Genomic DNA, 17,934 nt, shown 5'->3' with positions numbered 1-17,934 from the left:
TCGACCAATCCCCAGATAGGCTCAGTAAGTAGGCCCCACGCAAAGCTGGGCCTCTGATGTCTATCCAGGATGAAAGGAAGAAGTTTAGGGGTCCGATCGTTTTTTTCTTCACCCCCCGAAAGAAGCCGCGGGGCATTCCCCAGGTGACACACGGGAGCCCTCCTGTGAGGGCCGCGCCACCAGAGGCGTCGTTTGGGGCAGCCAAACTGGCTCTGCAGGTCGAGAGCAGCCCCGCCTCACCCACGATAACGCCCGCCACCAATTACCCCCAGCCACTACCCCGAATCCCCGCCCTCAACCGAGGCGACCATTCGGGCGCTTCAGGCTCAAATCCATCGGCAGCCCAGCATCCACGACTAATGATGGCCCCGGGGTATACAGCGAACCGCGGATGCCCTGGCTCCGCCCGTTGGAGTCAAGCGACACGCTCGACATGGGTGTCGGATAAATCGACAGATGAGCGCATCCACCCAATCGAGTACGCGATCGATACGAGGGCCGAGCAAAGCAACGCAACCTATCAGACCAGCAGCGACGCTCTTGCAGATGAAAGCGTCAGGCATTCATGCCGGTAACGCGATAAGTAAGGCGGCCTCGAAGCTAATGTCCGCTGCGGTTCGAAAACGTAATCTGCAGCTCGTTTCGCCAACACATGTTCGTAGTGTGTGCGAACGCGATCGCATGAAGGGCATACAAGGTCCGGTCGCGTGCGAGGCAACGCTACGCGCCAATGGCCGTCAGTGCTCGTTGACCCATATCTCCTCGATGTCCTCCATCACGGCGAGCTTTACGTCAGGACTCTGCCGTTTCGAAACGTCGAAGACGCGTCCGTGCCGCACCCCTCGATAGATCCCGCTCTTCCTGAAGGTAGCGGCCCAAATGACACTATCCAGCGCCGCCGCATCGTACTGAGCGGTGTAATCAAAGCCATTGCTGGTGATGCCAGATAGATCATGCATAGCCGCCCCTCCACGGAATACCGTGAACTGACACTACTCCTCCGATGAAGGTTACATGTGAAGGTACGGGATGGCCCGGAAGCGCTCTCGCATGATGCCCGCGTGGAACATAAAGCGAAGAAACTAACACTTGGCGATCCACAAGGGCGTATGGTGGGCTAGTTCACCCTACTTCTCCGCGCTCACTCATATGACAGTGTGCACGGAAGTTCGCGACCAAGAGCGCATGATCACGCATCAAACCCGGGGTTTGAGTTGCAAGCAATGGGCGCTATTGAGTGAGGTCGTAAAGCGCTGTCCGTTGTCGCTGTACGCCATTGGACATGTTGCCGATCTACGCCGTCTCCGCGAGGCTGATTTTGTTACCGTGGATCGGGCGGTGGTGTGCGCTACTCGCCTTGGCATGGAAGCGCTTTGGTATCACAGCCTTCATTAGTCGATAGACCGTTTTCTTCCATATCGATCACTCGAACTCGAGAGATCGATATGGCCTGTGCGTCCCCCGATTGCCAAGGAACTTGCCCATGGCGCCACCTACCAAGCCGATCTCGCTATCTGATATCCATGACGTTTACCGCGGCTCTGCAAAGAAGCGCGATACAACCGAGGTGGAACACAACTACCGGAAAACCGATCGTTTTTCGCGCGATGCAGGCCATTCCGGCGCGACCTCCAATCGCACGCCATCATCTACTGGACGCAGGATGCGGTAGCGCGCGATTTGAACCATGGGCAACGCCGTCGCTTACTCGATCAAGGCCAACGCCAAGTCAGGTCAAGTGTCGGCTCATGACGCGAGTCACCTGCGTGACGCGAGGTGTACTGTGAGTTACGCAAGTACATCCTCGTCTCTCGTGTCATGATTGGCCTGTTGGGCTACATGCCTCGCTCCCCTCTTTCACCTCGCCCTCTTTGAAGGGCCTCTCCGGGAGCATCAATGCAAGTCTATGCAACCCGCAACGAGCAGCTCTCTATCGGTGGCCACACGTACCGCCTGCGGGTTCTGAGCGATAAGCAGCAGTTTTCCGACCCCAAAGGGCACCGTAAACACACGGGGCTTTCGGCTACGCAATGGGGGCTTTTCGGTCAGCTCTGGCCATCGGAGCGTCTTCTCGCCCAGGCCATGCATCGCTTCGCTCTAGACGGAAAGCGCATCCTCGAACTGGGGTGCGGCATCGGATTGGCCTGCCTTGTCCTCAAGCGTCGTGGCGCCGATATCGTTGCATCGGACGTACACCCCTTGGCCAAGTCCTTTCTTAGCTATAACGCAGCACTTAACGCACTACCCACCGTTGACTTCCATCGACTCCCCTGGGATGCCCCCGAGCTATCGATAGGTCGCTTCGATGCCATTATTGCGAGTGATGTGCTGTACGAATCGGCACAAGCGCGACTACTCGCCGAAGTCGTCAAGCGGCACGCCTACCCATCGGCGGAGGTGGTGATTACCGACCCCGGCAGTGACCACAGTCAGCACTTCACCCAGCTATTGGCAGAGCAACACTTCGTACTGACCGAAGAGCGCTGCCCCATGGATGACCGCGATACACCACCGTACCGTGGCAACCTTCTGCACTACATTCGAGGCGGAGAGCCTTCTTGCACATGATTCAGACAGCCAACGCCGCCAAAGACCCTGCACAGTGCTCCTTGTGCGAGGCCGTTTGCTGTCGTCTCACGGTCGTCCTGCAACCGGAAGATTCCATCCCTAGCCACCTCACCACCCACTCGCCAGAAGGCTTGCATGTGATGAAGCGAGGAGAGGACGGCTGGTGCGTAGCCTTGAACAGCGTACGCATGAACTGTGGAATCTATGAAAGCCGTCCCGCTGTATGCCGCCGCTTTGTGATGAATGGACCCTATTGCAAGAGCGTTCGCGCCGAGTACAACGACCCCGTAGCCGTCAGCGCACGGTACGAATCGGCCGCGTAGGTTCTACTGCGCCCTAGCCACACGTCGAACCACTCTGCCGCCCAGTAGCGGCCGGACCCCAACCTGGCCGGATTGAAGCCGCTCGCCCGAAGGATTTCCTTCCTGGCGTGGTCAAACGTCTTACTGGTGAGAGGTGGTCTTCCTACGCTCACCCCGCATCCGCGTACCCGCCGCCAAGTATTGGCTTTCGTTCGCGGTTATGGATGTCACCTCTTGCCTTTAAATCGTTAGTCTTGAATGTGGCCACGGTGACAGTGATGCCTTTAAGTCAAAACCAAATAGATAACGAAATTAGATACTTGGCAGCAATCGTTCCATGTATGCTGCAGCCTAATGGCAGCGCAAAGTATTGGATCGAATTTTTTGACCGCGCCAATGCGATCAAAGACCGGGTTCCACCCGGTCAGCGGGACTGGGTAAGGGAAAAGGTCTACGACCTGCTATCGAGAAGCAACCTCTCCCCGCCCTGGAAAAAGGCGCGAAGTGGCGGAGCGGACACGGGCAAGGTTTATGCGTTCCCGACAGGCTTGCGCATTGCCTGAGCGCAAAGAGCAATGGATCACCCTCGTCGCCGCCAAGCGCACTGGGTTCTCCGTAGCGGATCAATGATCCGCTACGACCCCACTCGCTCGAACACCACACCGGCCGCCTGCAGATCACCGCGGACGTCTAAGCCGATGCCCTGGTTCATCCAATACGTACCACTGGCTTCGACGGGTGTGCCTTCTACCGCTTCGCCATGAATCAGGCGATGGCGGTAGCGCGCTTTCGGATCTAGTCCGCGCAGGCGCAGCGTGGGATACGGCTCGGCTTCGTGGCCTTGCCGCTGGAAGGCGAACAACACGGCCTGGCTTCCGTCGACGGCCACCGACTCAGTAGCTGATCGCGGCGACTCGTCGCGCGGCGACAACACGCGGTACAACAGGCCGCGCTGCACGGTAGTGCGGATGCGCTTGTACTCAGCCACATAGCGCTGCGCGACGGCGCTTTCTTCCGACGTCCATTCAAGGATGTTGGCGCCAATGCCGAGCCCGCCCTGCATCGAAGACAAGAAACGGAAGTCCAGCGAACTGCGCCGGTCGTTCACCCAGTTCGGTGAGCCGGTAACCCAGGCCATCATCACGCCGGGCGCATAGGCGTAGGTGAAGCCATCCTGGATGGACAGACGGTCTGACGGATCGGTGTTGTCCGAGGGCCACACCTCGTCAGTCAGGCCCATAATGCCCAGATCCACGCGCGCGCCACCGCCGGAACATGACTCGATCTCCACACCGGGATGCCGCGCGCGCAGCCGGCGGATGATGTCGTACAGGTTGTCGGTAAAGGCTACATAGACTTTCTGCTGTTCCTCCGGCGCAACCTCCGGCCAGCCCGGCTCGGTCCAGTTGCGGTTGTAGTCCCACTTGAGAAATTGAATGTCGTTGTCTGACAGCAAGCGATCGAGCTCGCCATACACGTAATCGGCGACGTCTTTGCGGGCGAGGTTGAGCACGAGCTGGTTGCGCCCCTCGCTACGCGGACGGCCATCGAAGTGCAGCGCCCAATCCGGGTGCGCGCGGTACAGATCGCTGTCGGGATTGACCATCTCCGGCTCGACCCATAGACCGAAGCTCATGCCCAGCCCATGCACCTTGCTGATCAGCGGTGCGAGGCCGTGCGGAAATTTGTCGCGATTGACCGTCCAGTCGCCCAGGCCTGCGTGATCACTGTTGCGCGCGCCAAACCAGCCGTCATCAACGACGAAGCGCTCTACACCGAGCTTGGCCGCCGCCTCCGCCAGCCTCTCCTGGCCGGCTTCATCAACCTTGAACTCGGTGGCCTCCCATGAGTTGTACAACACCGGCCGAAGCTTGGTTTCGGCACGCTCGGGCAGCACGGTGTTCATCTCGAAGCGGTGCATCAACCGCGATGCCTCACCGACACCGCCCGAGGTGTAGCCCGCGTAGAACACGGGTGTTTGCAGCGACTGCCCAGGGGCCAGCCGATAGGCGAAGTCGAACGGATTGAAGCCACCGGTGACGCGCACCTGATGCAGCACGTCCTGGTCAACACGGATGTGCCAGGAGCCACTCCAGGCCAACGCGCCGAACCACACGTCGCCGTGCTCCTCATTCCACTGACCGCCACGCTCAATGGCGAACCACGGGTTGTTCTGGTCGCCAGTGGTGCCGCGCCGGCTACCAAGCTCGGTGGCGCCCGGCACGATGGCACGGGTCTGCAGATGCCATTCGCGCGCCCAGGCGCCAGTGAGGTAGCGCAGCGAGTAGTCGTCGCCTGCCGGCAGGTTCCAACTCGCTGCCGAGGCCTCATCGACAGTCATCGCCTGCGCGGTGCGATTTTCGATGCGCGCGGAGCGGCCGATGATGCCTGTCGCCGGATCGACTGTGTAACGCAGCCACACTGACACATCGAGACGGATATCACGCAGCTCCACCTCAAGCGCGTTGCCATCGATGCGATGACTTGCGTAATGCATCACCAAATCGCGATTGCCGTCAGCGAAATGCGCTTTGAGGTCCGGCGCGATGGTGATGCGACCGCCCCAGCCTGCGTACTCCTGGGGCGACGTGCTGCCCGGCGAGTCGAACGAGGAGTACCCCGGCGATACATGCGCAGGGCCCAGAGGATCATCCGCAGCCAGTCGCGCACCCCAATAGAGCGTCTGCAACACACCCTCAGGATCCATGCCAAAAGCGTAGGTGACATGTCCCGCATCGATTCGGAACAACTTGTGCGCAGCGTCGTAGCGGATCACCGATCCAGCATTAGCCGCTGCTTTTGCTGCAGCGGGCGCGGCCGCCAGCGACATTGGCGCAGCACCGCCCCATAGAAAGCTCAACACGAGTGCCGTGGCGCACATCTTGCCGCTGGAATGTCGCATCACCTAGCGCGCTCCTCAAAGATTGTTGCAGCCGTCACGTCATCGTGCGCGGCGATTTTGAATAGACGCCCATGACGCAACACGCCGAGCGAGTGGATTCATGGATGCAAACATATTGTATGACCATTGGCAACAAGTCATCGATAAATAGGCGATAACCCGTCCTTGCTTCTTGTCTTTTTGTATGACAATTTACAAAACAAGACGCACATGCCACACCCACTCGGGCGCACCCTGCCCGCGGAGCCGATGTCCTCATGCATAACGATTTCTCGATGCCGGGCACCCTGCCCGACAGCGCCGCCGTCGCACCCACCGCTTACCTCTGGCTGATCTGCCTGGTAGCGGCACTCGGCGGGCTGCTGTTTGGCTACGACTGGGTAGTGATCGGTGGCGCCAAGCTGTTCTACGAGACTTACTTTGGCGTGCGCAACCCAGCTATGTCCGGCTGGCTGATGAGCTCGGCGCTGGTCGGCTGCATCGTTGGCGCCATGTGCGCAGGCATGCTCGCTGACCGCTACGGCCGCCGCCCCTCGCTGATCATCGCGTCGGTATTGTTTGTTGTCAGCGCGATCGGCGCCGCCGAAGCAAATGACGCACTCTCGTTTGCAGCGTTCCGCATCGTCGGCGGCATCGGTATCGGCCTGGCTTCCGGCCTGTCACCGATGTACATCGCGGAGGTCAGCCCAGCGGCAGTCCGTGGCCGCCTGGTTGCGATCAATCAGCTAACTATCGTGATCGGCGTACTAATCGCTCAGCTGGTCAACCTATGGATCGCCCGCCCTGTACCGGCGGGCATGGACGCCGCAGCACTATTGCAATCGTGGAACGTGCAGCACGGCTGGCGCTGGATGTTCCTTTCCGGCGGCGTGCCCGCAGTGCTTTTCCTGCTGCTTGCACTGACGATTCCCGAGTCACCGCGCTGGCTGAGTCGGCGCGGCCGCGATGCTCAGGCCGCCACCGTACTTGAACGCATTGGCGGCGCAGATTACGCGCGCGAAGTGCTCGCCGCGATCCGAGCGACTCACGACGGGGCAACCAGCAACGCTAGGCGCTTTTCACTGTTGGCACCTGAAGTACGCCCCATCCTGGTGATTGGCGTAGTGCTGGCAGTGTTTCAGCAGTGGTGCGGCATCAACGTGATCTTCAACTATGCGCAGGACATCTTCGCGTCAGCCGGCTTCGACGTGAATGATGCGCTCAAGTCCATCGTCGCCACCGGCACGGTGAACCTGGTGTTCACCGTGCTCGCGCTGCGGCTGGTCGATAGCTGGGGGCGCCGCCGCCTGATGCTGGTCGGCGCGAGTGCATTGGCCATCATCTACGCACTGATCGGCGCTGCCTACGCGCTGCACGTGACGGGCCTGCCCGTGCTACTGCTGGTACTGGCGGCTATTGCGGTGTACGCCACCACACTGGCGCCAGTGACCTGGGTGCTACTGGCCGAGATCTTCCCTGACCGCATCCGCGCGCAGGCCGTGGCATTGGGTGTGTTCTCCCTATGGACCGCCTGCTTCGTGCTTACCTACAGCTTTCCCTGGCTCAATGCGCGCCTGGGGCCTGCGGGCAGCTTCTGGACCTACGGATTGATCTGCGCGAGCGGCTTCGTGTTCATTCTGCGACGCGTACCCGAAACGACCGGCGTACCGCTGGAGGCGATGGAAGCGCGATTGACGGGCCGCTCGGATTGAATCGTCGCCGCAGCCCGGCTTGAGACCAGACTGGCGGGAGCGATCTCCCGCCTTCCAGCAGAGCAAGTGCTCAGTCGTGGTAGATCTGGCTGCGCCCACCATCGATCAGCAGATCGGTGGCATTGATGAAGCGCGCCTCGTCACTGGCAAGAAACAACGCCGCATAGGCTACCTCTTCCGGCTGGCCGATGCGCTTGCACGGCAGTAGCTCTGCCTGCCGGCGACGTTCCGCTTCCGGATCGGGACAGGACTGGAAATAGCGTTCAGCCGCCGGCGTCATGATCAACCCCGGCGAGATCGAGTTAACGCGGATGCCGCGCGCGGCATATTCAATACCCAGCGAACGAGTCAACCCGATCAGCCCGTGTTTTGCGACCGGATACGGGAACGCGCCGGGAATGATTTTGTGTCCGTGCACCGAGGCAATATTGACGATGTGGCCGTAGCCCGCCGCGAGCATGGATGGCAAGGCTGCGCGGATGCAGTGCCATGCGCCTGCGAGGTTGGTATCCAGGCAGCGGCGCCAGTCCTCTTCCGTCGCCTGAAGCGGATCGCCAAACACGTTGACGCCAGCGCAGTTGATCAGGATATCCAGCCCATCGAAAGCGCCCAGCGCCTCGGCAAACGCCGCCTCCACCTGCGCCAACGAAGACACATCCGCACTCACCGTAACGATGCGGCGGCCGGTCGCCTGTATCAGCCACTCACCGACCTCCATGGCGGGAGGCACGGTGAGGTCAAGCAGAACGAGATCCGCACCTTCACGCGCGAACAGTTCAGCGATGGCGCTGCCTATGCCACTGCCCGCACCGGTGATCAGTGCGCACTTGCCCCGTAGACGCGGCTGACCTGTGGCGCTGAAGTGGTGGGTGCTTGCATTCATGGAAAGTAACCTCGCAACATCAGGGGCCAAAGGGAGAAGGCGGCGCAGCGTCCGCTGCCAACGGGCGCACACGGAATGCAACATGCCGTGTCAGCCGCTCACCCGGCGCCAATCGCGTCATGCCATTGGCGAACGCACCACCAGGGCGATGCACAGCATCGATGCAATGATCCACCGGCTCAAAGCAGAAAAAGTCAGTGCCCGCTGGCGTGTAGAGAATGAAGGCATCCATATCAGCAGCAAGGTCGAGCGCCAACCCTAGCCCCGGCCACTCGATGGTCGCCCGGCCATTCCATCCGACGAAACAGTGGTTGATCTCATCGTCGGGCAGCGCACGGCCGGTGCGAAAATCCCAGGCTGACGGCACCGCGACACGTTCGACCGGAATCGGGGAATGGCCATCATTGAGCCACACCTGCGTCGCCGCAGCGCGCAAGCGCGCACCGTCATGATGCAGGAAAAACGGATGTAGCCCGAGTCCGAACGGCAGCGGCGCTCCACCCTCGTTGCGCACCGTCAGCGCTATACGCAGCGTGTCGCCGCGCAGTGCATAGCGCTGCTCCGCCCGGTAGGTATAGGCGCCCGGCGTCGCATCGTCGAGCACGAGCAAAGCGCCGTCCGGCCCATCTTGCTCCACCCGCCATGCCCGCTGCCAAGCGGTGCCGTGAATCGGATACGGATCATCCGCACGGTTCGGCAACAGCGCGACATGCGCGCCATCCACCTCAAAACCGCCGCGGTCGATGCGGTTACTCCAGGGCACCAACGGATAGCAGGCCAGTCGGTTCGGCTCGAACGCACCCGGCGACATCGCGGGTGATCGTAGCGGCCGCATCAGCGGAACCCTGACGCCCTCGCGCCACGCGTCGAAATAGGCCAGGCCGCCGCCGAATGGCGGACTAATGCCTGCCGCTAACGCCATGCCGCTCAGTTCGATCATATCCATACCCTTCATGATGCAAGCGGCCGCGCCCTGATGGACGCAGCCGCTCGATACAGTTCGCCGCAGATACGCCACGAACTAGGTCAAACCAGCTTACTTCCAGTCGATATGCACGCCAGCAGCAATCGTCCGGCCATCGGCCTCGGCGTAGCTTTCGCGATCCAGATACACCTGATACTGATAGATCTTCTCGTTATTGAGGTTGGTTGCCTGCAGGTAGAACGAGACGTTCTTGTTCAGATGGTAGGTGCCACTGAAGTCGAGCTGCCCATAGGACTTGACGGTGGTCGGCTGACCCTGCGCACCGGCAATCGAGTTCAGGTAGGCCTGGCGCCAGTTGTAGGCCAGACGCAACTCCACCGGACCCTTCTGGTAGAACAGGCTCGCGTTGGATGAGTTACCAATGCCAGGGATGGCGAACTTGCCAGTGGTGCTGATCTCGCTACCACTGGCCGATGCACTACTGGTCACATAGGTGTAATTGGTCGCCACACCCAGACCGTCGAACGGCGATGGCAAGTGGGTGAACTGGTAATTGAAGGTGAACTCCGCGCCCTTGATGGCGGCGCTATTGAGGTTCACAGGCTCAGTCAGCAGGAACGGAAAGCCGAGCACCTCGGTGGTGCTGGTCACCAGCGTGCTGAAGTTGTCCACCTTCTTGTAGAAGGTATCCAGCGACACGTAGCTGGTATCGGCAAAGTACCACTCCAAGCCCAGGTCCAGGTTTTTGGAGAGATAGGGCTTCAACTCCGCGTTGCCCTTGGTGATGGTCTGGTCGGTGGGACGGAAATCGTAGCCGACCGCAGCAGACAGGTTGCTTAGATCCGGACGCGTGAGCGTCTTGGACACAGCGGCGCCGAACAGCAGGTCATCACGCAGGTTCAGGCGGAAGCTCGCCGACGGCAGTCAGTTGCTGTAGCTACCGTGTGCGCTGATCGGCGATATCGAGCCGTAGGTCGGGATCGCATTGGTCGGGTCATTGGGATTTACTACCAGCGACACCAGCGGTACCGAATAGGCCTCTGAGGTCGTATCGGTCTTGGTATAGCGCAGGCCCAGGTTCAATTCCCACGGCATCTCGCCCATGTTGCCGTCGAGCGTACCCATCGCGTAGGCCGCGCGCACCAGTTCGTGGATGCGGCTGTACTTCTGTGGATCGGGGATTGCACCAAAGCTGCCGCCATTGGCGTCCAACTGCGCTTTGAAAGCGTCGGCGTTCGGCAGCTGATTGTACGCGGCAGGCGTGGCGAGATAAGCGAACAGCTTGTTGACGTCATAGTCGACCCACTGCGACGGGAAGCCCGGCGAGACGCCGCCGACCAGCGAGCCGAAATTCGCCACGTGCGCGCCGATCGCTGAAGCAGGGATGGTCGCTACGTAACCACAATATTCCGCACAGCCGAAACTGTTGGGCGTGTTGTAGGTATCCATCGTCTTGGTTTGGGACGACTGCTCCAGACCAAAGTCCAACCGGGACAGCACGCCTTCCTGGAACGTGTGCGAAAGGTGCAGTCGGTTCGCAAAAATGCCGTTGCTCACATTCGGGCTCTGCGTACCCTCGTTGGTCACGTGTGCATGCAGATCATTGACGTCGGTGGGCGAGAGAAAATCGGTGTAGCTGGGTAACAGGCTGTCGCCGTTATTGGTCCAAGCCGGATTGACGCCGATGTTGCGCGTACCCACCACCACGAAGTAACCGTTCGCCGATTGCTTGTTCCAGGCGCGCGAAACCGAGGAATCAAGATCGATTTGCGTGTCCTTGTCGATCTGGTAGTTCAGATTGAGGCCAAACTGCATGTTCTTGGAGTCACGTGGATTGGACTCCTTGATGTAGTCGTTTGACATGCCGCCCGTCGCGTTCTCGCTGAAGGATTGCGCGGTGTTGTTTGCGCCCGGAGTGATGGAGTCGATCACATACGGATTGGTATACAGGCCGAAAGCGTTGTAGCCGTAGTCCACCTTGTACTCGGAGTACAAGCCATCCACTTTCACAGTGAGGTCGTCGATAGGCTTCCAGTCGATCGCACCACTGAGCGCCTGGCGAGTGCGCTTCTCGTGAGTGACCGAGCCTTGCAGGCTCTGCGGAAGATAGACGTCCGTGTAGTTCGGATTTACCCACGGGAAGCCCATATGCATCCAGCCGGAGGTATCCACCGACTGGGTCTCGTGGTCGCGCTTGTAGTAAACCGCCGAGACCAGCCAACCGAAGGTATGGTCGGCGTTGGTATTGCCAATGATGCCCGACACCTTGGGCGTGACCTTGCCGCCAGCCGAGGTGTCGTTCATGCCACCCGCGCTCGCAGAGGCGTGGAAGCCGTTGAAATCCATGGGCTGCGCAGTCACCAGATTGACGGTGCCACCGATGCCGCCCTCGTCGAGGTTGGCCATGCCGGTCTTGTAGACCACCGCCTGCTGCAATAACTCCACCGGCAGCACGTCGAAATCGAACGCGCGGTCGGTTGAGGATGAGGCCATGTCACGCCCATTCACCAGCACGTTGACGAATTGCGGGCCAAAGCCGCGCACAGTGATCTGGGAGGATTCGCCTCCACTGCGATTCACCGACACACCCGGTACGCGCTGCAATGCATCGGCAACATTCTGGTCAGGGAACTGGCCCGCTTCCGCAGCGGACACCGAATCGACCACGCCGATGTCATCGCGCTTGGTTTCTTGCGCGCGCAGCAGCGACTCCAGCTGACCGGTCACCTGCACGGCATTGAGATTGGTTGCGTTCTTTTGCGCATCAGTGGCGGCAGCGCCCCCATCCTGCGCGGCCGATGTCGCTGGCGCAGGCGCAGGCGCCGCAGCGGACGTCGCGACCTGCGCGTAAAGATCGTTCACCCCCAACCCGCATGCGGCGCCGAACGCGCACAACAACGCATTGCGGATGCCCACCGTGAGCTTCTTCGTCTGCATGATGTCTTCCTCTCCCAAAGACGCTGTTCTTGTTTGGTAGCCGTGCCACCAGGTGATGGCAGCGACCGCCGAGGTCGCTCGAGTTCACCGAAGCGAACCCTCTGTGCGACGCCAACCGACAAGAAGGCCGGTCCGCGTGGATCGGCATATGAGCATATGGTATGATTAATAACAACACGAACTTGCCGCCACCTAGAGCGACTTTTTAGGTGCGGCGCAACAGCACCGATGCCAGCACGGCGAAGAAATAAGACATATCCTCCGGATATAAAGCGAAAATTGTCATCATCAATGCCATGTGGCGACGCATCACAAGTCGCAAAAAAATTTATTCGCCCTTGCCACAAAGACCATTAGTAGTATTAAAGTAGTGCAAAGAACGCGACATAGCGCCTTTGCTAAATAGTTTCTTGTGTGACAATTAGGCCGACTGCCATGCAGAGGTGCACCCCATGACCAAACACTCCAGCCCACCCTCCTCCGTACGTGCACGCCGAGCACGGGCTGCAACCACGCCCACTCGCAGCCTGCACGGCCATGTGGTTCACGAACTCGGTCAACGCATCATTGGTGGCAGCCTCAAGCCCGGCGAACTACTCCCTCGCGAGGAACTGCTCGCCGAGCAGCTTGAGGTGAGTCGCACAGCGCTGCGCGAGGGGATGAAAGTGCTCTCCGCGAAGGGGCTGGTTGAATCGCGCACCAAGGTTGGCACCCGCGTGCGCGACGCACGCTCCTGGCAGCAGCTCGACGCCGACGTGCTGGCATGGCGCTGCGAACTGATGCCCACCGAAGACTTCGTGCGCAAGCTGGCAGAGATGCGCGAGGTGATCGAACCGGGTGCCGCCGTTGCTGCCGCAAAACAGCGCACCTACGAACAATTGCAGCAGATCGACGAGGCCTACGCGGCCATGGAAGCCGCCGTCGACCTGGAGGCCTGGGCGGTCGCCGATCTTGCTTTCCATGAGGCCGTACTCAATGCCACCAACAACGAGCTGATGATTTCGCTGTTCACGGTGATCGAGAACGCACTTGGCACATTCTTTGTGCTGTCCGCGCGTACCGCCAAGAACTTCAAGTCCGCACTGCCCGCCCACCGCAAGGTGCTCGAAGCGATTCGTCGCAGCGACCCAGAGGCGGCCCGCCTCGCCATGCTTGGCGTGGTGGAGGAGTCGCGCGCCAACATGCAGAAGGGCCGCTCGGCAGAGAGCTGAATCGATGATGCGACTGATCGGCCTGGACTGGGGCACCTCCAGCCTGCGCGCCTTCCTGTTCGACGCCCATGGCGAGGTCAGCGAACGCCGCCATCGCACCTGGGGTGTCCGCCAACTTCCCCATGGCGGCTTTGCAGGCGCGCTGGCTGACGTACTCGCCGGCTGGCCAACCGGCCTGCCACTACTGAGTGCCGGCATGGTTGGCAGCCGTCAGGGCTGGCTCGAGGTGCCTTACATCAACGCACCCGCCGACCTCGGCGCGCTGGCAGCCGGCATCCGTTCGGTAGACGCTGGCGACGGCCGCTCACTACACATCGTGCCCGGCGTGCGCGATGTCACTGGCCCTGACGTGATGCGCGGAGAGGAGACCCAGGTATTCGGCGCACTACCCAGCGATGCCACCGGCGAACGCACACTGGTGCTACCTGGCACGCACAGCAAGTGGGTAACGACGCACGACGGCCGCATCACCCACATCACGACGCTGATGACGGGCGAACTATTCGCTCTATTGCGCCACCACTCCATCCTCAGCGCAGTCGTGTCCGACGGCGAGAACAGCGACATCGATACCGAAGCCTTCGACGCCGGTGTGCGTGCCGCCCGCGACAGCGGCGAAGCCGGCGCACTGTTGCGCCTCTTCTCCGCGCGCACACTGGTACTGGATGGACAACTCTCGCCAACCTCGGTGCCGTCGTACCTGTCCGGCCTGATGATCGGCGAGGAATGGCGCATTGCCTCCACGCAAGGTTGGCTGCACGCGGACGCACCACCACTGCTGGTCGGCGACACGGCACAGCGCACGCTTTACCACCGCGCCGCCGCCCTGTTCGGCATCCACCCTATCGACGCGGCGGACGACGCCGCCGCACGCGGCCTGTGGCGCCTGGCTATCGCCGCAAGACTGCTCGAACCCGATACATCTCTTGCAGGAATTTCTCACTGATGCAGTTCCGCGACTGGCTGGATCCGCTGCCATTGGTAGCCATATTGCGCGGCCTTCGTCCCGACGAAGCGGTCGCCATCGGCACCGCCATTGCCGATGCAGGCCTGCGCATTATCGAAGTACCCCTTAATTCGCCGCAGCCGCTGGAGAGCATCCGCCGGTTACATGCCGCACTCGGCGAGCGCTGCCTGATCGGCGCGGGCACCGTGCTCACGCCCGCAGCGGTGGAGGAAGTTGCCGCCGCAGGCGGCCGAGTGATCGTCATGCCGCACGCCGACACGGCGGTGATCGCCGCTGCCAAACGCGCAGGTCTGTTCTGTGTACCCGGGGTATCAACGCCCACTGAAGCCTTCGCCGCACTGCACGCCGGCGCTGACGGGCTTAAGGCCTTCCCCGCCGAACTCGTCACTCCTGCAGTACTGCGCGCGTGGCGCGCAGTACTTCCGAACAGCACACCTCTGTTGCCCGTAGGTGGCATCACGCCCGCCGGCATGCAGGTCTATCTCGATGCCGGCGCCACGGGTTTCGGCCTGGGTTCCGCCCTCTACAAGCCCGGCCAGGATGCGGCCACGGTCAGCGCTGCCGCGCAGACCTTCGCTCGCGCCTGGCCCAGCCATACCTAAGGAAATTCCACGATCATGAAGATTACCCGCCTGACCACCTTCCTGGTCCCGCCGCGCTGGTGCTTCCTTCGCATCGACACGGACGAGGGCATCAGCGGCTGGGGCGAACCGGTACTGGAAGGCCGCGCACACACCGTCGCCGCCGCCGTGGACGAACTGTCGGACTACCTGATAGGCAAGGATCCACGCCACATCGAGGATCTGTGGAACGTGATGTACCGCGGCGGCTTCTATCGCGGCGGCCCCGTGCTCATGAGCGCCATCGCCGGCATCGACCAGGCGCTGTGGGACATCAAGGGCAAGGATCTTGGTCAACCCGTGCACGCATTGCTCGGCGGCTTGGTGCGCCAACGCATCCGTGTGTACTCGTGGATCGGCGGCGACCGACCGGCCGATACCGCCGCTGCCGCGAAGGCCGCCGTAGAGCGTGGTTTCACCGCAGTAAAAATGAATGGCCCTGAGGAGCTGCATTACGTCGACAGCTACGACAAGGTCACACGCGTACTGGAGAACGTGCAGGCTGTGCGCGATGCAGTGGGCCCCAACATCGGCCTCGGCGTGGACTTCCATGGCCGCGTACACAAGCCGATGGCCAAGGTACTGATGCGTGAACTGGCCCCGTTCAAACTGATGTTCATCGAGGAGCCCGTGCTCTCCGATCACCTGGAAGCACTGCCGGAGCTGGCTTCCATCTCACCCGCGCCCATTGCGCTGGGCGAACGCCTGTACACACGCTACGACTTCAAGCGTGTGCTGCAGATAGGTGGTGTCGACATCATTCAGCCCGATCCTTCACACGCGGGTGGCATCACCGAAACGCGCAAGATCGCCGCGATGGCCGAAGCCTACGACGTAGCGCTCGCCCTGCACTGCCCGCTTGGCCCTATCGCCTTGGCAGCCAACCTGCAGCTTGATGGTGTTTGCCACAACGCTTTCATCCAGGAGCAGAGCCTGGGGATTCACTACAACACTGGCAACGACTTACTGGACTACGTGACCGATCGCAGCGTATTCGCCTACAACGATGGCTACGTGGATATCCCCACCGGCCCCGGCCTTGGCATTGCAGTGAACGAAGACTACGTCACCGAGCGCGCCAAAGTAGGCCACCGCTGGCACAACCCAGTGTGGCGCCACGCCGACGGGAGCGTGGCCGAGTGGTAAGCGCGACCAACGCCAGAGTTCTCCAACGCAAGCTCGAGCAAGTAGCGGGCGGCGAAGAACTCATCGAGTCCGTCTACGGCGTCGGTTACAAGCTCGCGATCTAGCGCGCCATTTCTGCATAGATGCCGATACCCATCATGCAGATTTGAATACCCGCCCGCTCCCCACCGCATTGATTTCCGAACCTCTGCTCAGCTGCCGGGCGAATCTCTCCAGCCAAAGGAAGGCGATCAGTGGCGCCGCCGGCGCATCACTACGCGTAGTCGCCACCTGATTCAGCAACGCCAGTGCGGCGCGGTGATCAACAAGGCCGAGGTCCGCCAGCGCGCACTCGCGCAATTGGGACGCCAATGTTTTTGCGTGCCGCGAGATCAGCTCGGGAAGCACGCGCGCGAACGTCTCCTTGACATAGTGCAAAGGGAAAACGTCGTCACCAAGGCGCGTACCTAGATACCCCCGCATCGTGGCGCGGCCATGTCGGCTTGCACGCGGAAGCCGATGGCAAAAGGCCACCAGCCGGGGATCACTTAGGGGATTAACCGGCCATAGACCATGCCGAAGCATATGAGGCGCCTGGCAAGCGCCCGCAAGCAACGAAGAGACCGGCACGGGCCCGGTGGGTGCATCGAACATGCGTGACGATTGAATGGCGGACCGCGCGCGTGGCGTCAGCAGCTTGCCCGCGTACTCTCTCGCATCTCCCACCAGCGAGCCATCGGTGCCCGTCTTTTGTACGGCCTCGTCCTGATAGGCGGGGAAAAGCTCGTCGCCACCCACACCAGTAAAGAGCAGTTCGCGCCCCTGCGCTTTTGCGCTCCCCGAAAGATTATCGAACGCCTCGATGTACAACTCGGCGTGCGGATACACCATTCGCTCGCCCGGCTGGAGATCGAGCGTCGGCAGATGAGCATCGATATCCACGGTTTGATCACGCAGACCGAGCCGCTGAGCGATCTTCTCGCGCCGCTCCACCTGGATCGTGCGCTCATCACCACTCAGCAGGATTCCGCGACTGGCAACCGCGCCATAGGCTTTCGTCAATGCGCTGGCAACCGTCGCCGAGTCCATACCGCCGCTGAGTTCGACGGCGATCTCATTGGCCACTGCGGGGCGCGCCATCACGATGCCGTGCAGGAGCTTCCCGAAGGCCTCCTCCGCCTCATCCGCATCCAGTTGCGCTGGCGACGCCACGGCCATATCGACCGCAGCAGGGTATTGATAGCGCGCCTTGCCAGGCTCCACAAAAACCGACGCTCGCTCGGTAAGCATCGTGATACCGGAGCAGATGTGCTGCGCGGAGTAGATCGAGCCGAGCGCGAGAAAGTGGCTCGCAATGTCGATATTCATCGAAAGAGGGGGCGCAAGAAAATCGGCCAGGTCCCAGGAGATCGCCAGCGCGTTCGTTGTCGTGCGGCAATAGACAGGAGCGACACCGTAGGCACCTGACCGGACCCTCATCCGATGCCCTGCCTGTGCCACCTCGACCATCACGTAATCGAGAGGCCACACGAGGCATGCGCGGTAGATTTCATCGAACCGCTCCGCACTGACGGGGCCGGTGATGTCCATCTCAGACGTAGATGCAGTGGCGTGACGTTCGCGAACCACCAGTAACCACTGCCCCTCCGTACATACAAACAGCGTTTCCAACGCAGCATGCAGGTGAGGCTTTACCCAGCTATCTCCTATCGCCAGCACGCCATTATTCCAACTCGGATGGCATGACAAGTCATGCAGCGCGATCTCAGCCTTGAGCATAGAAACTCCCTGAAGACAAAACGC

At 61.2% G+C, this 17,934-nt stretch carries 15 protein-coding genes; 8 read left to right on the top strand and 7 right to left on the bottom strand.

What is annotated here, in order from left to right; genetic code table 11:
* Positions 1-737: 737 nt before the first annotated feature.
* Positions 738-959, bottom strand: a complete 222-nt coding sequence (locus DYST_RS02820) for a TonB-dependent receptor (RefSeq protein WP_102304562.1) — start codon at positions 957-959, stop codon at positions 738-740.
* 937 nt (positions 960-1,896) lie between these two features.
* Here DYST_RS02820 and DYST_RS02815 point away from each other — a divergent pair.
* The 3 genes from DYST_RS02815 (at position 1,897) to DYST_RS02805 (ending at position 3,433) form a co-directional block, all read left to right on the top strand.
* Positions 1,897-2,568 carry a class I SAM-dependent methyltransferase gene (locus DYST_RS02815; protein ID WP_102304560.1) on the top strand — a complete coding sequence of 224 codons (672 nt, stop codon included), beginning with the start codon at positions 1,897-1,899 and terminating at the stop codon, positions 2,566-2,568.
* On the top strand, positions 2,565-2,891 hold the full coding sequence (locus DYST_RS02810; RefSeq protein ID WP_102304559.1) for a YkgJ family cysteine cluster protein: 327 nt from the start codon (positions 2,565-2,567) through the stop codon (positions 2,889-2,891). The genes DYST_RS02815 and DYST_RS02810 overlap by 4 nt, the downstream gene beginning before the upstream one ends.
* 203 nt (positions 2,892-3,094) lie before the next feature.
* On the top strand, positions 3,095-3,433 hold the full coding sequence (locus DYST_RS02805) for a hypothetical protein (RefSeq protein ID WP_239949883.1): 339 nt from the start codon (positions 3,095-3,097) through the stop codon (positions 3,431-3,433).
* A gap of 71 nt (positions 3,434-3,504) precedes the next feature.
* Here the strand turns inward: DYST_RS02805 and DYST_RS02800 are convergent, their stop codons facing one another.
* Complete coding sequence (locus DYST_RS02800; RefSeq protein ID WP_239952062.1) at positions 3,505-5,772, bottom strand: alpha-galactosidase; 2,268 nt, start codon at positions 5,770-5,772, stop codon at positions 3,505-3,507.
* 257 nt (positions 5,773-6,029) lie between these two features.
* Between DYST_RS02800 and DYST_RS02795 the strand changes: the two genes are divergently transcribed.
* Positions 6,030-7,463: a sugar porter family MFS transporter gene (locus tag DYST_RS02795; RefSeq protein WP_239949880.1), complete on the top strand. Its 1,434-nt coding sequence runs from the start codon at positions 6,030-6,032 to the stop codon at positions 7,461-7,463.
* Between the two features lie 70 nt (positions 7,464-7,533).
* Here the strand turns inward: DYST_RS02795 and DYST_RS02790 are convergent, their stop codons facing one another.
* The 4 genes from DYST_RS02790 to DYST_RS02775 form a co-directional block, all read right to left on the bottom strand.
* Entirely contained in the window at positions 7,534-8,346 is an 813-nt protein-coding gene (locus tag DYST_RS02790) for an SDR family oxidoreductase (RefSeq protein ID WP_239949878.1), read from the bottom strand.
* A 19-nt stretch (positions 8,347-8,365) separates the two neighbouring features.
* Complete coding sequence (locus DYST_RS02785) at positions 8,366-9,286, bottom strand: aldose 1-epimerase (protein WP_239949876.1); 921 nt, start codon at positions 9,284-9,286, stop codon at positions 8,366-8,368.
* A 96-nt stretch (positions 9,287-9,382) separates the two neighbouring features.
* Positions 9,383-10,195 carry a TonB-dependent receptor domain-containing protein gene (locus tag DYST_RS02780; protein WP_275666966.1) on the bottom strand — a complete coding sequence of 271 codons (813 nt, stop codon included), beginning with the start codon at positions 10,193-10,195 and terminating at the stop codon, positions 9,383-9,385.
* Positions 10,196-12,208 carry a TonB-dependent receptor gene (locus DYST_RS02775; RefSeq protein WP_239949872.1) on the bottom strand — a complete coding sequence of 671 codons (2,013 nt, stop codon included), beginning with the start codon at positions 12,206-12,208 and terminating at the stop codon, positions 10,196-10,198.
* A 452-nt stretch (positions 12,209-12,660) separates the two neighbouring features.
* Between DYST_RS02775 and DYST_RS02770 the strand changes: the two genes are divergently transcribed.
* The 4 genes from DYST_RS02770 to dgoD are packed head-to-tail and all read left to right on the top strand — an operon-like array spanning position 12,661 to position 16,152.
* On the top strand, positions 12,661-13,419 hold the full coding sequence (locus tag DYST_RS02770; protein ID WP_239949870.1) for a FadR/GntR family transcriptional regulator: 759 nt from the start codon (positions 12,661-12,663) through the stop codon (positions 13,417-13,419).
* Between the two features lie 4 nt (positions 13,420-13,423).
* Entirely contained in the window at positions 13,424-14,365 is a 942-nt protein-coding gene (locus DYST_RS02765) for a 2-dehydro-3-deoxygalactonokinase (protein WP_239949868.1), read from the top strand.
* Entirely contained in the window at positions 14,365-14,988 is a 624-nt protein-coding gene (locus tag DYST_RS02760; protein WP_239949867.1) for a 2-dehydro-3-deoxy-6-phosphogalactonate aldolase, read from the top strand. Before DYST_RS02765 ends, DYST_RS02760 begins: the two co-directional genes overlap by 1 nt.
* Positions 14,989-15,003: 15 nt before the next feature.
* A complete protein-coding gene (gene dgoD / locus DYST_RS02755) occupies positions 15,004-16,152 on the top strand; it encodes a galactonate dehydratase (protein ID WP_102304550.1) in 1,149 nt (382 codons plus the stop codon).
* 135 nt (positions 16,153-16,287) lie between these two features.
* Here the strand turns inward: dgoD and DYST_RS02750 are convergent, their stop codons facing one another.
* Positions 16,288-17,910, bottom strand: a complete 1,623-nt coding sequence (locus tag DYST_RS02750) for an asparagine synthase-related protein (RefSeq protein ID WP_239949865.1) — start codon at positions 17,908-17,910, stop codon at positions 16,288-16,290.
* Positions 17,911-17,934 lie beyond the last annotated feature (24 nt).

The sequence above is a fragment of the Dyella terrae genome, assembly GCF_022394535.1.
Lineage (GTDB): Bacteria > Pseudomonadota > Gammaproteobacteria > Xanthomonadales > Rhodanobacteraceae > Dyella.
This window is presented reverse-complemented; position numbering and strand designations above follow the sequence as displayed.

Bases quoted from the DNA above. Each gene is read 5' to 3' on its own strand.
- DYST_RS02820 (WP_102304562.1), bottom strand. From the start codon at position 959: ATGCATGATCTATCTGGCATCACCAGCAATGGCTTTGATTACACCGCT.
- DYST_RS02815 (WP_102304560.1), top strand. From the start codon at position 1,897: ATGCAAGTCTATGCAACCCGCAACGAGCAGCTCTCTATCGGTGGCCAC.
- DYST_RS02810 (WP_102304559.1), top strand. From the start codon at position 2,565: ATGATTCAGACAGCCAACGCCGCCAAAGACCCTGCACAGTGCTCCTTG.
- DYST_RS02805 (WP_239949883.1), top strand. From the start codon at position 3,095: ATGTCACCTCTTGCCTTTAAATCGTTAGTCTTGAATGTGGCCACGGTG.
- DYST_RS02800 (WP_239952062.1), bottom strand. From the start codon at position 5,772: ATGCGACATTCCAGCGGCAAGATGTGCGCCACGGCACTCGTGTTGAGC.
- DYST_RS02795 (WP_239949880.1), top strand. From the start codon at position 6,030: ATGCATAACGATTTCTCGATGCCGGGCACCCTGCCCGACAGCGCCGCC.
- DYST_RS02790 (WP_239949878.1), bottom strand. From the start codon at position 8,346: ATGAATGCAAGCACCCACCACTTCAGCGCCACAGGTCAGCCGCGTCTA.
- DYST_RS02785 (WP_239949876.1), bottom strand. From the start codon at position 9,286: ATGATCGAACTGAGCGGCATGGCGTTAGCGGCAGGCATTAGTCCGCCA.
- DYST_RS02775 (WP_239949872.1), bottom strand. From the start codon at position 12,208: ATGCAGACGAAGAAGCTCACGGTGGGCATCCGCAATGCGTTGTTGTGC.
- DYST_RS02770 (WP_239949870.1), top strand. From the start codon at position 12,661: ATGACCAAACACTCCAGCCCACCCTCCTCCGTACGTGCACGCCGAGCA.
- DYST_RS02765 (WP_239949868.1), top strand. From the start codon at position 13,424: ATGATGCGACTGATCGGCCTGGACTGGGGCACCTCCAGCCTGCGCGCC.
- DYST_RS02760 (WP_239949867.1), top strand. From the start codon at position 14,365: ATGCAGTTCCGCGACTGGCTGGATCCGCTGCCATTGGTAGCCATATTG.
- dgoD (WP_102304550.1), top strand. From the start codon at position 15,004: ATGAAGATTACCCGCCTGACCACCTTCCTGGTCCCGCCGCGCTGGTGC.
- DYST_RS02750 (WP_239949865.1), bottom strand. From the start codon at position 17,910: ATGCTCAAGGCTGAGATCGCGCTGCATGACTTGTCATGCCATCCGAGT.